Raw genomic sequence first — 13,399 nt, forward strand, 5'->3', positions numbered from 1 at the left:
TTGTCACTCATTTATAACCTCTATGCATTTTGTTCATGCTACTTTTTGATATTCAGCTCTTGAATTTTATCGTATGTTTCATAGCTCGAAACAATGACTTTATCTCCTGTCGCAAGTCCGCCAATCACCTCGTAATATTCTGGATTCTGACGTCCTAATTGAATGTCGACACGGTAAGCTGTGCTGCCGCTCTTATCGAGTTTGAATATCCAGTTGCCGCCGGTTTGTTGGTAAAAACCTCCTTTTGGCAATAAAAGTGCTTTGGTTTCGTCACTAAGCGCCAGTCTAATAGATAGCGTTTGTCCGCGGCGTATGCCGGTGGGCGCAGTGCCTACAAATTCCATGTCCACTTGGAAACGGCCGTTGGTTACTTGAGTGTACACCTTTTTTATCTTCAGTTCGTATGTCTTTCCGCTCAGTACAAATTGCCCCACCTGTTCGGTGAAAATCCGGTTGATGTAATGTTCGTCAATCTCTGCGCGGACTTTAAATCCAGTCAACACGTCGATCTGTCCAAGACGTTCTCCGGCATTTTTGTTTTGCCCGATTTCTGCGTCAAATGAAGTCAACTGTCCATCAACAGGAGCCCGGACAATGAGGTCTCCCACTTTTTGGCGCATTAGTTCCAGCGCACTTTGTGTCCGTTGATAAGTTTCCCTATCTTGCGTTGCTTTCTGACTTGTAGATATTGAATCTTGACGAAGGATCTGCTTGGTAAGGGCTACGCGCTGTTTTTGGTAGTTATATTCATTGAGAGATTTCTCATATTCCTGCGAACCGATTGCTTTTTCAGCGTAGAGTTTCTTGTTTAATCGGTATATCCGTTCCGCTTCGCGGAAAGCCTGTTCCACGTCCGCCATCTGGTTACGGTTATTAATAGACACCTGTTCGGCGTTGGTGCGTGCGATCTGCGCCTGCGTTAATAAATTAAGTACTTGTGTTTCTTGATTTACTAAGCTGAGCTCTTGATCGGTATTGGATAAACGCATAATCGGATCATCTTTTTTGAGGACAGCACCATCTTCGACATATTTTTCCTCCACACGGCCGCCAACAGAGGCATCTAGGTAGATGCTGCTAATGGGTAAGACAGTCCCATTGATGGGAATAAATTCCTGAAAAGTTCCTTCCTTAATTTCCACGATGCTGATGCGGTCTGCCTCCACATTCAGTTTGCTATTCCCGCTCGTAAAATAGTAGCTCGCGCTGATCAGTGCTAAGATGCTCACCACGCCTATAAGCGTCAAAATCCGCTTCGTATTCCACTTTTTCTGTTCTATTGGTCTGTCCATGTATGATGTAAAGAATGTTATATTTTTATAGCTGCTCCGCGTTGTAGCAGTCGTATAAATATCGTTTCTATCATTGTTATATAATACTTGTGCCATTTTTGTAAATAGTTGTTTTGCAATATGTTGTAGTGCTTGTTGTTTTTATGGTGTTCGTATTCGGACAGTTTTTGTTCGGTCGTGGACAGAAAACGAAGTATTGTGTCATTGTGTCCGGTGTCAGTATCGATATCGGCTTTTTTTGTGATTCCGGATTCGGGGTAGTGGCGCGACGGGGGCACAAAATGAGCGCGAATGTAGACGAGCAGCTGGGCAATAGTGGGGTACATGCTTAACATGTACTGTTCATCGGCGTACAGTTGCTGTCCGTTTACGGACAGTCGTACGTTTTGTTTATTCGTATGTTGCTGTGTGTTAGTGTCTTGCTGTTTTGGCACGTGCTGTGGATGAAAGCTAAAAACACCGTGAATGAAATATTTTGTACGAATTACTTTGTTGTTTATAGTTTGTTATAGTAGTGCTATATCGGTTATGGGGCAAACCTCCCAAAGTTTGTCCCTTTCCGATTGCGTGCAGTTGGCTATACAAAATAATCCTTCCCTGAAACGCTCGGAGCTCGACCTCCGACGCGATCAGATTAACTATAGACAAGCCCAATATAATCGTCTGCCATCGTTGAATGGAAGTGTCAGTCACTCTTACAATCAGGGTCGCAGTATCAATAGTACCACCAACCAGTTTGTTGATAATAGTTATTTTTCGGGTAATCAATCTCTTTCTTTGAATGCCCCACTTTTTAATGGTTTTAGAATCCTGCATGATATACGGCTAAGAGGGAGTGCACGAGAAGCCGGAAAATTAGAATTTGAAAGTGCGGCCAACGAATTGAAATTGGATGTGATCGAGGCTTATGTGATGGTGCTGACCGCACAGGATATGCTGAAACAAGCCGAGGGGCAAATGGCTGTCACTGCCGAAAATGTGCGTCGCTCCGAAGTGATGCAACAGGAGGGGGCTGCTAACCCCGGCGACTACTACGACTTGCGCGGACAACTGCAAGCGGAGGAAAATAATGTACAGAATACGAAACAAGAACTTTACAACAACCAGCTTCGCCTTATGGCGCTCCTCAATATAAGCGGGAATGATTTGCCAACATTGCAGCCTTTGTCCCTTCCCGCTGAAGAAACAGTAGACATGAGTCAAGATTTGTATCAGTCTGCTTTACGTACGTTGCCAAACTTTAAGGCGTTGGATTGGCGGATCAAACAAGCTGAACATAGTATCAAGGTGGCCAAGTCTCAATATTATCCTTCTTTATCTTTGGACGCAGGAGTACAATCTCGGTTTTCTAGTGTGGACGAGCAAGGATACAATTATTGGCAGCAATTGACGAATTACCCGTCAAAAGGGATTTCCTTAACCTTGAGGGTACCCATTTTCAATCAAATGCAGGTGCGGAATCAGGTGAAGCTTGCTCGATTGGACCTGGATGAAGCAAAATGGAACCGGAAGGTTCAGGAAAATCTGGTTCGGGAAGAAACGGCCAAAGCCGTATTCAGTTTGTCGACCGTGCAAAAAAACGTGCACAGCCTGCGGAAGCAGGAGCGTGATTATCAAGAAGCGTTTCGAATAGCACAGGTACATTTTGATGCAGGCAACAGCAATTCGGTTTTGCTTCTGACGGCAAAAAATAAGCTAGATAATGCCACCAATCAATTGCTGATCAAGCAATATGCTTGGATCTTGCAAAAATATATCAATGATTATTACGCAGGAAAATTGGAATTATAATTATCTTCGTCTGATATTGAACTCATCATTCTTGCAGCGTTCAATATCCATATCATGCGTGTGGCCAACCAAATGCTTTTTGGAAAAGACACATCATGCCGCCAAGCGAAATTTTACAACTCATGAAAAAAGCATCTGTATTAATAGTCGATGATGATCAAGATCTGTTAACCGCGGTTCGCATATTGCTTAAACCAAAAGTTAAGCAGGTTATCGTCGAGCGCAATCCCGAAAATCTATTGCATATTTTGTCTAGGAATGAGATCGATATCGTGCTGTTAGATATGAATTTTAAAAGCGCAATTAATACTGGAAATGAAGGACTGTTTTGGTTAGGTAAGATAAAAGGCCAATATCCCCATATTCAAGTCGTGATGATCACGGCTTATGGAGCTGTCGATCTTGCAGTACGCTCATTGAAACAAGGTGCTTCTGATTTTATCGTGAAACCGTGGCAGAACGAACATTTACTGCAAACCTTAGAGGGAATCTTTGAAGAGAGCAAAGCTAGTGGAAAACCAAAAGTGGCTAATCTTCCAACGCGCGATGAAAGCGAGCTTGTAGGTCGGTCTGCTATTATGGAAGATTTGCAATATAAAATGGATAAGGTGGCACCGACGGAGGCAAATATATTGATACTGGGAGAGAATGGAACGGGAAAAGACTTGATTGCACAGGCGTTGCATAAACGTTCGCTGCGTGCCAAAAAAAGCTATGTAAAGGTGGACGTTGGCGCGCTAACCGAAACGCTCTTTGAAAGCGAACTTTTTGGCTATAAAAAAGGAGCTTTTACCGATGCCCGTGAAGACAGGCAAGGACGTTTTGAAGCGGCGCATAGCGGAACTTTATTTTTGGACGAGATTGGAAATATTCATTTACAGCAACAAGCCAAGCTGTTGAGTGTTTTACAGAATAGACAAGTTGTGCCCTTGGGATCTTATCAGGGCATCCCGATAGATATCCGTCTGTTAAGTGCGACCAATGTGCCGCTCAAAGCTTTGGCGGATGAAAGTCGTTTCCGGAAGGATTTGATTTATCGTATCAATACTGTCGAAATCCAGGTGCCGCCCCTGCGTGAACGTGGGGAAGATATCGTGTTGCTCGCGAATCATTTTTTGCGTTTTTACAATCAGAAATATCATAAACATATTGAGGGACTCGAGCGCGAAGCTCTAAACAAGTTGAGGTCGTATCACTTTCCAGGTAATGTACGTGAATTACAATACAGTATGGAGCGAGCGGTCATCATGTCGGAGCAACAAAGCATACGCGATGTCGATATTCTTTTTTCTCCTATTGAAAAAGAAGCTGCAAACGATACTGGGCTTGCAACAGCAGCCGTTACCAACCAAAGCTTGGAAGAAATGGAACGCAAAGCGATACAATCGGCTATTGAACGGTTTAATGGCAATATTAGTAAAGCTGCCCGAGAACTAGGCTTGACACGGGCTGCGCTATACAGACGAATGGAAAAATACGACATTTAGAAATGGGACGCTCGCATTATATGCTTTTTTTCAAGACAAGTATGTTGGTGCTGTTGAGCGTCGCTGCGGCCTATTTGTTTTTTGTTCAATGGTATGCCTATGGGATTTTATTGTGTATTTTTTTAGCGAGCTTAGCCTATCGTTGGCTAGGGGCCGAACGTCGGTTGGTCGATCAGGTATTAGATTTTTCGGAAGCTGTTAAGTATAGGGATTTCACACGCAGGTTTGCCGTGAAACATCCACGCAGTATGGAAGGACGACTTTTTACAGCGTTTAACGAGATCAATACCGTTTATAAGCAGATCAGTATCGATAAGGAAATACAGCACCAATATTTGAACAAGGTCATTAATATGTTGGATTCAGCGATTATTTTTTATCAGGCTGAAACCGGAAAAGTGATCTGGATTAATGATGCATTCAAACAACTATTTCAAACGCCACATTTAGGGAATATCCGGGGATTAATGAAACGGCATGAGGCGTTGTATGAGAAAACCATACAGGTAAAGATCGGAAAGCAGCAGATGGAAACGGCGAGTTCTTCGGTTGGAAAGATCAAACTGTTGATGCACGGCTCCGAGTTTGAAACACAAGAAGGTACATTCCGAATTGTTGTCTATCAGAATATCAATGAGGCCATTGACGAGACTGAAACGCGAGCATGGCACAAGCTCTTACGTGTACTGACTCATGAAATCATGAACTCCATAGCGCCCATTAGTTCGCTGGCGGATACTCTCCACGGGCGGCTTGAACAAGATGAGGGTGAACAGGATATCGAAGATCTGAAAGTAGGTATCTATACCATAAAGCGCAGAAGCGAAGGCTTGTTGCAGTTTGCTAAAAGTTATCGCTTGATCAATAAAGTGGATCAGCCAAATTTTGCGGATATACAATTGAAAATTTTATTTGAAAATATTTACCAATTGTTGGAGCCAACGCTGCTGCAAAAGCATATTGATCTGGACATTATTCTTAAAGATACCCGCTTGGTGTTACAAGCCGATGTGAATTTAGTGGAGCAGGCGCTGATCAATCTATTACTGAATGCCATAGAAGCGGTTAAGGAATCTCCCGAGCCTTATATCAGTATAGCCGGCTTGAGTAGGGACGGGCAAGTGCTTATTAAAGTGCAGGACAATGGCAAGGGGATGTCTGCCGAGATTCAGGAGCAAATTTTTACACCATTCTTTACAACAAAGAAATCGGGCAGCGGTGTAGGTCTAACATTGAGTAAGCAGATTATGCTTCTCCATAAAGGGAGCTTGTTCGTCGAAAGTGAAGAGGATAAAGGAAGTACTTTTATCTTGCAATTTCCATCTTAACTCCCGGTCGAAAACGTTATTTTTGTACGATGTTCTATATTTGGAAGCAGATTACCCACTTTTTTGTATCCAATAGCCGGCACGGGACACATTCTCCATTTGTCTATGCATTGGCTGATCAGGTTATATACGTTCCATCAGCTACCTGTAGGCAACGGACGATCTTACCAGAGGGTTTTTCCGCGGGCTATCGTGATTTATTAGCTGATATTTTAAGTCATTGGTCTATTCCAAATTTGACCGAGTATCCGGAGTTGGTAAATACGTCGGCGGTTTGGGTGACCCAGGAACCTTTCACTGTTGGCGAGCTCGTCGAACTTGTTGGCGAAGGTAAAATTGTTATTGTTCACGAACCTTATCGGACACAACACTCCCTAAAGAAATGGCAAGCACTCTGTCATGATCCGACGATTGTTATTTCCATTGATCTCTTCCATTTTGGCGTCGTACTGCAGCGTACCGGACAGCGAAAAGAGCATTTTTTCTTGCGATATCCGTACTGGCGACATTGAGCGGAATGGTCGAAGAACGCTCCCTTCGGTGAATAGCTATAGTCTACAAATACGGAAGTCAGTTATGCAAGCTTGGATCAACTGATAACACTGTTGAGCCATTTTACCTAAGACCCAAACCGACCAAATATACGGTCGTGTCATCGTGTAGTACTGTTTATTTATCCACGTCAATAGCGAGTCGTTAACTATACGATTGCCGCTGTGTACGGCTCAAATCACATATCGTAAATGCATGTTATACTACGTACCACCAACATTTGGGTTGGTGGTGAAAATTGGCGTAGACAGCCCTGTCGCTAAAAAGCTTCACTAATACTTAGGTAGAATCCTGATTGTCTCTTTTCGCCAGGTCGTTGTTCGCCGAAGGCGTAATCAAAACGTATAGTGCTGTTGTGCTCTAAGCTGAAGAAATAACGTATCCCACCACCAAAGCTAGGAACTAGACGCAAGTTATGTTGTTTGGAGAATGTGCTTCCAGTGCCGGCAAAACCGACAACGCCAAAACGCGGCATAAAGCGGTACCGAAGTTCCGCCTGTGCGGCTGTGTAGTTCTTGTCTCTGTACCGACCTAGGTAATAACCGCGCATATTCATGTCGCCTCCTAAATCTCTGTATACGTAGAAGGGGATGTCATCGCCGGAGGTCCCCCGATAGAGCAATTGACCGGCAAGTGTTAATTTGCCGGACAAGGCGTGAAAGCCACGTAAATCGGCTTCCCACTGACTTCCGGTAAAGTTATCTTCCGCCCAAAAATCGGGTGCATAAGCATATTTAACACGTGTGTACCAGCCTTTGGTGGTGTATGTGGTGTTGTTTCTGGTATCGTATAACGAGGAGATGCCGAGAGCGAGATATCGCCCACCTTTCTTTCCTAAAACTTCCGGGCGGTCAAAAATTCCACCGGCGTCACGATCCTCAAATTTAAAGTACTCGAAATTGGCATTGATTCCTGCATACCATTGGGAAGCAATTTTCTTTTCTACGTCTACCTTGGCGCGTACCAACTTTTGTTCAAGGAAGTCCTCGTCGACCACCCAAGTGTTTGATCCAAGCCCATAAAAATTAAATGGCCAATCACGGTACCGAAGTTCAGAAAGAATATGATAGTCGTTGTTTTTAGTCCAAATATCCGTCAATAGTTTGATGTTTTTTTGTTGTTTCGTGGTCAATGTGCCAATCAACGTGATATTAGATGTACGGCTGTTTAAATCCGCTTTGTCAAGGTAGAAATTGTAGGTGCCGGCAATTCCGTATTCAAATCCAGACTCTTGAGCATATCCCACGGCGGGAAGGATCATCAAACTAGCCCCCCGGGTTGAATCTTTCTCCGAAGAAAGAAATTTTTTAATGATTTTTTTTACAAAATTATTTTCTAGAACTTGTGCTTGTGCATACGGAGTTTGACTGATAAAGAGGGAGAGAAATACGAGAGTTTTATAAGAGATCTTTAAATTCATGAATGTCCTGATAAATATGCCCTGTTAAAATGCGGTGCAAGATGTAAATTATTTCCTTGCGTATCAAGTATATGGTTAAAATGCCCGGTTTTTTTTGTGAAATATTTTTGAAGTTTCGCTGGGTTGACTATCTTTGCATCATCAAAATCAAACACAGTCGATGTGTTCGAGACGGATAACGAAAGCGTTCTTTAACAAGAAAAAAAAGTTTTTAAAAAACTTGCAAATATCAAAACTAAGTCAGATTTTTGCACTCGCTATCTGAAAGGATAGGAGTTCTTAGAGAGAGTTTTTTAAAATTTAGATATTGCCTCTTTAGCTCAGCTGGTAGAGCAACTGACTTGTAATCAGTAGGTCATTGGTTCGATCCCGATAAGAGGCTCTAAACGCAAAGTAATTTGCAGGTTTGGAGGGGTTCCAGAGCGGTCAAATGGGACGGACTGTAAATCCGTTGCTTCGGCTTCGAAGGTTCGAATCCTTCTCCCTCCACACTAAATTGTTTATCGTTAGCCTGATTTGTAGGTGCTATAGATGAACATCAGCGGAAGTAGCTCAATTGGTAGAGCGATAGCCTTCCAAGCTATAGGTTGCGGGTTCGAGACCCGTCTTCCGCTCAACTTTTTAACATTTGATTTAAGTCTCTGTCTTTTTGGTGAAATTATCTAAAATAAGGTGGAGGCATTAATCTGTAAATAAGCTTTTAAAAGCCGAAGTAGCTCAGGGGTAGAGCACTTCCTTGGTAAGGAAGAGGTCGTGGGTTCAAATCCCATCTTTGGCTCGGATAACAAAAAGTTTTTTACTTTTGTAAAGGATTAAACAAGAAATATTTTATAATTACTAATTCGCATAAACATGGCAAAAGAGAAATTTGACCGTAGTAAACCGCACTTAAACATTGGTACAATCGGTCACGTTGACCACGGTAAAACAACTACAACTGCTGCTATCACTAAAGTGTTGGCTGATGCAGGTTTATCAGAAGCTCGTTCATTTGATTCAATTGACTCTGCTCCTGAAGAAAAAGAGCGTGGTATCACAATCAACACTGCACACGTAGAATACCAAACAGCGAACCGTCACTATGCGCACGTTGACTGTCCAGGTCACGCCGATTACGTGAAAAACATGGTAACTGGTGCTGCTCAAATGGACGGCGCTATCATCGTAGTTGCTGCGACTGATGGTCCTATGCCTCAAACTCGCGAGCACATTCTTTTGGCTCGTCAGGTAGGTGTTCCTGCGTTAGTAGTATTCTTGAACAAAGTTGACTTAGTTGACGATCAAGAGTTATTAGACTTAGTTGAAATGGAAGTTCGTGAATTATTATCGTTCTACGAATTCCCAGGTGATGATATTCCAGTAGTTAAAGGTTCAGCTCTAGGTGCATTGAATGGTGAGCCTGAGTGGGTAGCTAAGATCATGGAATTAATGGATGCTGTAGATAACTACATTCCGATTCCTCCACGTTTGACTGACTTACCTTTCTTGATGCCTATCGAGGACGTATTCTCAATTACTGGTCGTGGTACTGTAGCTACAGGTCGTATTGAAAGAGGTGTAATCAACTCTGGTGATCCAGTTGAGATCTTAGGTATGGGCGCTGAGAACTTGAAATCTACAGTAACAGGTGTTGAGATGTTCCGTAAAATCTTAGATTACGGTGAAGCTGGTGATAACGTAGGTTTGTTGTTGCGTGGTATTGAGAAAACTGATATCCGTCGTGGTATGGTTATCTGTAAACCAGGTACAGTAACTCCTCACACAGATTTCAAAGCAGAGGTTTACGTATTGTCGAAAGCAGAAGGTGGTCGTCACACGCCATTCTTCAACAAATACCGCCCTCAGTTCTACTTCCGTACAACTGACGTAACGGGTGAAATTTCATTACCAGAAGGTACTGAAATGGTTATGCCAGGTGATAACGTTACGATCACTGTAAAGTTGATCAACGCGATCGCTATGGAAAAAGGTTTACGTTTCGCGATCCGTGAAGGTGGTCGTACCGTAGGTGCTGGTCAGGTAACTGAAATCTTAGCATAATCTTTTAGGATTATACTGTATACAAAACAAGCTAATCGGCTCACGCTGATTAGCTTGTTTTTTCTAAGTAATACTCGTTTCTGAGGGGTGATATGTATTCTATGCATGTGCCCAAGTAGGCGAGCTCGCTACTTCGCTGTTTATCAATAGTAATCGGAAAACAGTGCAAAAAAATATAAATAATATTTGCGCCAATAGCGTGTAAACGCTATATTTGCAGCAGTAAAAAATACACGGGCATAGTTTAAAGGTAGAACGAAGGTCTCCAAAACCTTTGGTCTGGGTTCGAGTCCTGGTGCCCGTGCTAAAATAATTTAGGTAAACTGAAATGGCTAAAGTACTTGATTTTTTTAAAGACTCTTATGTCGAAGTTACAGAAAAAGTAACTTGGCCGACCTGGTCTCAGTTGCAAAACTCTGCCGTCGTTGTACTTGTAGCGTCTATCCTTATCGCATTGGTAATATTCGTTATGGATAAAGCCTCAAGCAACTTGTTAGAGTTATTGTACGGAATTACTTCCTAATTTATCAGTAGAATTTTATGGCAGATCAATCGTTAAAATGGTATGTAGTTCGTGCCGTTAGTGGAAAAGAGAAGAAGGTAAAACAATATGTTGAGGCTGAAGTTAATCGCTTAGGTATTCAGCATTTAGTGCCTCAGGTATTGATCCCTATGGAAAAATACTATCAGATGCGCGATGGTAAGAAAGTGGCGAAGGAACGTAACTATTATCCAGGATATGTCTTAATTGAAGCTGCTTTAGATGGCGAGATCGAGCATGCGATCAAGAACTTGAATAGCGTTATCGGTTTCTTGGGCGACAAAGCGGGAAATGCGATTCCTTTACGTCCATCAGAAGTGAACCGGATCCTAGGTAAAGTGGATGAAATGGCGGAACAAGGAGAAAGCATGAATGTTCCTTATTATGTAGGAGAGACAGTGAAGGTAAACGATGGCCCATTTAATGGCTTCACCGGAGAGATCGAGGAAGTACACGAAGATAAAAAGAAACTGACTGTGATGGTAAAAGTGTTTGGTCGTAAGACGCCGCTTGAACTCAATTATATGCAAGTCGAAAAAGAATAAAAAAAAGCTCCTGTTTCAGGGGCTTTTTTTTCGGCATTTCTATAGCTTTCTATCTCTAAATTTTTTTATAAACTTTTTGTTAGTATCATTAATTATATATATCTTTGCACCTCGTTTGGTTGTATAGTTTGAAGCTATCGGCCGGCGAGAAGATAAATGTTACGTTAATGCTTCCAACTTACTAACAAACATTTAACAATTAAATTCAAAACAAAATGGCAAAAGAAGTCAGTGCGTTAGTAAAATTACAAGTAAAGGGCGGTGCTGCAAATCCATCTCCTCCGGTAGGACCTGCATTAGGTGCTAAAGGGGTGAACATCATGGATTTCTGTAAGCAGTTCAATGCTCGTACGCAAGACAAACCAGGTCAAGTATTGCCTGTTGTCATTACAGTTTACAGTGACAAATCATTTGATTTTATCATTAAGACCCCTCCTGTAGCCGTTCAGTTGAAAGATGCCGCTAAATTAAAGAGCGGATCTGGTGAGCCGAACCGTAAGAAAGTTGCTTCTATTACTTGGGAGCAAGTGGAGACGATCGCAAAAGATAAAATGCCTGATTTGAACGCATTTACTGTAGAGTCTGCTATGAAAATGGTAGCCGGGACAGCACGTAGTATGGGTATTACCGTTTCTGGTAATGCTCCTTGGAACAATTAATTAACGAAATCAGTTTAAGAAAGTGGCTAGATTAACAAAAAATCAAAAAGCGGCACTATCCAAAATTGAAGCTGGTAAGGCGTACTCTTTACAAGAAGCTGCTGCTTTGGTAAAAGAGATTACAACGACTAAATTTGATGCTTCTGTGGATATCGACGTTCGTTTAGGCGTGGATCCTCGTAAAGCAAACCAAATGGTTCGTGGTATCGCGACATTACCTCACGGGACCGGTAAAACTGTTCGCGTTTTAGTGTTGTGTACTCCAGACAAGGAAGAAGAAGCTAAAGCAGCAGGTGCAGATTACGTAGGTCTTGATGACTACATCAGCAAAATCGAAGGTGGTTGGACTGACGTTGATATCATTATTACTATGCCTAGCGTTATGGCTAAAGTGGGTAAATTAGGACGTATTCTAGGTCCTAGAAACTTGATGCCTAACCCTAAAACTGGTACAGTTACTACCGAAGTTGGTAAGGCTGTAACGGATGTTAAAGGTGGTAAAATTGATTTCAAAGTAGACAAAACAGGAATCATCCATACTTCAGTGGGTAAAGTGTCCTTCTCCGCAGATAAAATCTATGAAAACGCATTGGAAGTGTTACAAACACTTTCGCGTTTGAAACCATCTGCAGCAAAGGGAACATACTTTAAGAGTATTCACATCTCTTCAACAATGAGTCCAGGGATTCATATTGAAACTAAATCAGTAGCAGGAATTTAATCATGAGAAAAGAAGAAAAACAAGAAATTGTTCAAGCTTTGGCCGAACAGATTAAATCTTACGGTAATTTCTATATTACTGACACTGCTGATTTAACTGTTGAAAAAGTGAATAACATTCGTCGTAAATGTTTCGAACAAGGCATCGTGATCCAAGTGGCTAAAAACACGTTGATCGAAAAAGCCCTTGTAGAAGCAGGTATCGATTCAGAGGAACTGCGTAGTGTACTTAAAGGTGCATCCACGTTGTTGTTCTCAGAGACAGGAAATGCTCCTGCGAAGTTGATCAAACAGTTGCGCAAGGAAGGTGATAAACCCGTATTAAAAGCAGCTTATATTCAGGAAACAGCTTTCGTAGGTGATAATCAATTGAATGCATTAGTTAATCTTAAATCGAAGGACGAGCTTATTGCAGACGTTATCGCAGCACTTCAATCGCCAGCAAAGAATGTTATTTCAGCTCTTCAATCGGGTGGAAATACAATTTCAGGATTAGTAAAAGCTTTAGAGGAAAGAGGTTAACGAACACCTCTCTAAAAAGATGTTCGTACATTAATTAAACATTATTATTTAAGTACATTCAAAAATTCAAAATAAAATGGCAGATTTAAAACAACTTGCTGAACAGTTAGTTAACTTAACAGTAAAAGAAGTTAAAGAATTAGCTGATATCTTAAAAGATGAGTATGGTATCGAGCCTGCTGCTGCTGCTGTTGCAGTTGCTGCTGCTCCTGCTGAAGGTGGCGCTGCTGCTGCTGAAGAGAAAACTTCATTTGACGTTATCTTGAAAGAAGCTGGTGGTCAGAAATTAGCGGTAGTTAAATTGGTTAAAGACTTAGCTGGTTTAGGCTTGAAAGAAGCTAAAGATTTAGTAGACGGTGCTCCTAAAGAGTTGAAAGCTGGTGTTTCAAAAGACGAAGCTGAAGCGTTGAAAAAACAATTAGAAGAAGCTGGAGCTGTTGTTGAGATCAAATAATCTCACATATTAAAGCACCTTAACGGTTTAGACTCTGTCAAGAAATTG

General features: G+C 41.9%; 14 protein-coding genes and 5 tRNA genes. 17 read left to right on the forward strand and 2 right to left on the reverse strand.

The window, feature by feature from the left end:
- Positions 1 to 38: 38 nt before the first annotated feature.
- On the reverse strand, positions 39 to 1,388 hold the full coding sequence (locus tag ACFSR5_RS11235; RefSeq protein WP_380903764.1) for an efflux RND transporter periplasmic adaptor subunit: 1,350 nt from the start codon (positions 1,386 to 1,388) through the stop codon (positions 39 to 41).
- Positions 1,389 to 1,405: 17 nt separating this feature from the next.
- On the opposite strand from ACFSR5_RS11235, the gene ACFSR5_RS11240 reads away from it, so the two are divergent.
- The 5 genes from ACFSR5_RS11240 (at position 1,406) to ACFSR5_RS11260 (ending at position 6,410) form a co-directional block, all read left to right on the forward strand.
- Positions 1,406 to 1,624, forward strand: a complete 219-nt coding sequence (locus tag ACFSR5_RS11240; RefSeq protein WP_380903766.1) for a hypothetical protein — start codon at positions 1,406 to 1,408, stop codon at positions 1,622 to 1,624.
- 133 nt (positions 1,625 to 1,757) lie between these two features.
- Positions 1,758 to 3,083 carry a TolC family protein gene (locus tag ACFSR5_RS11245; protein ID WP_380903768.1) on the forward strand — a complete coding sequence of 442 codons (1,326 nt, stop codon included), beginning with the start codon at positions 1,758 to 1,760 and terminating at the stop codon, positions 3,081 to 3,083.
- A 122-nt stretch (positions 3,084 to 3,205) separates the two neighbouring features.
- Positions 3,206 to 4,570, forward strand: coding sequence for a sigma-54-dependent transcriptional regulator (locus ACFSR5_RS11250; protein ID WP_380903770.1), 1,365 nt, complete (start codon positions 3,206 to 3,208; stop codon positions 4,568 to 4,570).
- Between the two features lie 2 nt (positions 4,571 to 4,572).
- The gene (locus ACFSR5_RS11255; protein ID WP_380903772.1) at positions 4,573 to 5,898 is read left to right on the forward strand and encodes a sensor histidine kinase; all 1,326 of its coding nucleotides are present in this window, start codon (positions 4,573 to 4,575) and stop codon (positions 5,896 to 5,898) included.
- A gap of 29 nt (positions 5,899 to 5,927) precedes the next feature.
- Positions 5,928 to 6,410: a hypothetical protein gene (locus ACFSR5_RS11260; RefSeq protein WP_380903774.1), complete on the forward strand. Its 483-nt coding sequence runs from the start codon at positions 5,928 to 5,930 to the stop codon at positions 6,408 to 6,410.
- A gap of 299 nt (positions 6,411 to 6,709) precedes the next feature.
- Here the strand turns inward: ACFSR5_RS11260 and ACFSR5_RS11265 are convergent, their stop codons facing one another.
- Positions 6,710 to 7,870, reverse strand: coding sequence for a BamA/TamA family outer membrane protein (locus ACFSR5_RS11265; protein WP_380903776.1), 1,161 nt, complete (start codon positions 7,868 to 7,870; stop codon positions 6,710 to 6,712).
- Positions 7,871 to 8,179: 309 nt separating this feature from the next.
- On the opposite strand from ACFSR5_RS11265, the gene ACFSR5_RS11270 reads away from it, so the two are divergent.
- From ACFSR5_RS11270 to rplL, 12 genes are all read left to right on the forward strand, one after another.
- Positions 8,180 to 8,252, forward strand: a tRNA-Thr gene (locus tag ACFSR5_RS11270).
- A 26-nt stretch (positions 8,253 to 8,278) separates the two neighbouring features.
- Positions 8,279 to 8,359: transfer RNA gene (locus tag ACFSR5_RS11275), tRNA-Tyr, on the forward strand.
- A gap of 52 nt (positions 8,360 to 8,411) precedes the next feature.
- Positions 8,412 to 8,484 (forward strand) — tRNA-Gly (locus tag ACFSR5_RS11280).
- Between the two features lie 92 nt (positions 8,485 to 8,576).
- Positions 8,577 to 8,648 (forward strand) — tRNA-Thr (locus ACFSR5_RS11285).
- A gap of 74 nt (positions 8,649 to 8,722) precedes the next feature.
- Positions 8,723 to 9,910 (forward strand): elongation factor Tu, encoded by a 1,188-nt coding sequence (tuf, locus tag ACFSR5_RS11290; RefSeq protein WP_380903778.1) that lies wholly within the window; start codon positions 8,723 to 8,725, stop codon positions 9,908 to 9,910.
- Between the two features lie 233 nt (positions 9,911 to 10,143).
- Positions 10,144 to 10,214 (forward strand) — tRNA-Trp (locus ACFSR5_RS11295).
- A gap of 24 nt (positions 10,215 to 10,238) precedes the next feature.
- The gene (gene secE / locus ACFSR5_RS11300; protein ID WP_380903780.1) at positions 10,239 to 10,433 is read left to right on the forward strand and encodes a preprotein translocase subunit SecE; all 195 of its coding nucleotides are present in this window, start codon (positions 10,239 to 10,241) and stop codon (positions 10,431 to 10,433) included.
- A gap of 17 nt (positions 10,434 to 10,450) precedes the next feature.
- A complete protein-coding gene (gene nusG / locus ACFSR5_RS11305) occupies positions 10,451 to 10,996 on the forward strand; it encodes a transcription termination/antitermination protein NusG (RefSeq protein WP_380903782.1) in 546 nt (181 codons plus the stop codon).
- A 215-nt stretch (positions 10,997 to 11,211) separates the two neighbouring features.
- The gene (gene rplK / locus ACFSR5_RS11310) at positions 11,212 to 11,655 is read left to right on the forward strand and encodes a 50S ribosomal protein L11 (protein ID WP_037495627.1); all 444 of its coding nucleotides are present in this window, start codon (positions 11,212 to 11,214) and stop codon (positions 11,653 to 11,655) included.
- 22 nt (positions 11,656 to 11,677) lie between these two features.
- Positions 11,678 to 12,376 (forward strand): 50S ribosomal protein L1, encoded by a 699-nt coding sequence (gene rplA, locus ACFSR5_RS11315; RefSeq protein WP_380903785.1) that lies wholly within the window; start codon positions 11,678 to 11,680, stop codon positions 12,374 to 12,376.
- Positions 12,377 to 12,378: 2 nt separating this feature from the next.
- Positions 12,379 to 12,897 carry a 50S ribosomal protein L10 gene (gene rplJ / locus ACFSR5_RS11320; RefSeq protein ID WP_380903787.1) on the forward strand — a complete coding sequence of 173 codons (519 nt, stop codon included), beginning with the start codon at positions 12,379 to 12,381 and terminating at the stop codon, positions 12,895 to 12,897.
- Between the two features lie 76 nt (positions 12,898 to 12,973).
- Positions 12,974 to 13,351 (forward strand): 50S ribosomal protein L7/L12, encoded by a 378-nt coding sequence (gene rplL, locus ACFSR5_RS11325; RefSeq protein ID WP_002992785.1) that lies wholly within the window; start codon positions 12,974 to 12,976, stop codon positions 13,349 to 13,351.
- Positions 13,352 to 13,399: the final 48 nt, after the last annotated feature.

This window comes from Sphingobacterium suaedae, from assembly GCF_042684625.1.
GTDB classification, from domain to species: Bacteria; Bacteroidota; Bacteroidia; order Sphingobacteriales; family Sphingobacteriaceae; genus Sphingobacterium; species Sphingobacterium suaedae.

What these genes read in the sequence shown, in the direction of transcription:
- ACFSR5_RS11260 (WP_380903774.1), top strand. Translation starts at nt 5,928, where the DNA reads ATGTTCTATATTTGGAAGCAGATTACCCACTTTTTTGTATCCAATAGC.
- nusG (WP_380903782.1), top strand. Translation starts at nt 10,451, where the DNA reads ATGGCAGATCAATCGTTAAAATGGTATGTAGTTCGTGCCGTTAGTGGA.
- ACFSR5_RS11255 (WP_380903772.1), top strand. Translation starts at nt 4,573, where the DNA reads ATGGGACGCTCGCATTATATGCTTTTTTTCAAGACAAGTATGTTGGTG.
- ACFSR5_RS11245 (WP_380903768.1), top strand. Translation starts at nt 1,758, where the DNA reads ATGAAATATTTTGTACGAATTACTTTGTTGTTTATAGTTTGTTATAGT.
- rplJ (WP_380903787.1), top strand. Translation starts at nt 12,379, where the DNA reads ATGAGAAAAGAAGAAAAACAAGAAATTGTTCAAGCTTTGGCCGAACAG.
- tuf (WP_380903778.1), top strand. Translation starts at nt 8,723, where the DNA reads ATGGCAAAAGAGAAATTTGACCGTAGTAAACCGCACTTAAACATTGGT.
- rplK (WP_037495627.1), top strand. Translation starts at nt 11,212, where the DNA reads ATGGCAAAAGAAGTCAGTGCGTTAGTAAAATTACAAGTAAAGGGCGGT.
- secE (WP_380903780.1), top strand. Translation starts at nt 10,239, where the DNA reads ATGGCTAAAGTACTTGATTTTTTTAAAGACTCTTATGTCGAAGTTACA.
- rplL (WP_002992785.1), top strand. Translation starts at nt 12,974, where the DNA reads ATGGCAGATTTAAAACAACTTGCTGAACAGTTAGTTAACTTAACAGTA.
- ACFSR5_RS11235 (WP_380903764.1), bottom strand. Translation starts at nt 1,388, where the DNA reads ATGGCACAAGTATTATATAACAATGATAGAAACGATATTTATACGACT.
- ACFSR5_RS11265 (WP_380903776.1), bottom strand. Translation starts at nt 7,870, where the DNA reads ATGAATTTAAAGATCTCTTATAAAACTCTCGTATTTCTCTCCCTCTTT.
- ACFSR5_RS11250 (WP_380903770.1), top strand. Translation starts at nt 3,206, where the DNA reads ATGAAAAAAGCATCTGTATTAATAGTCGATGATGATCAAGATCTGTTA.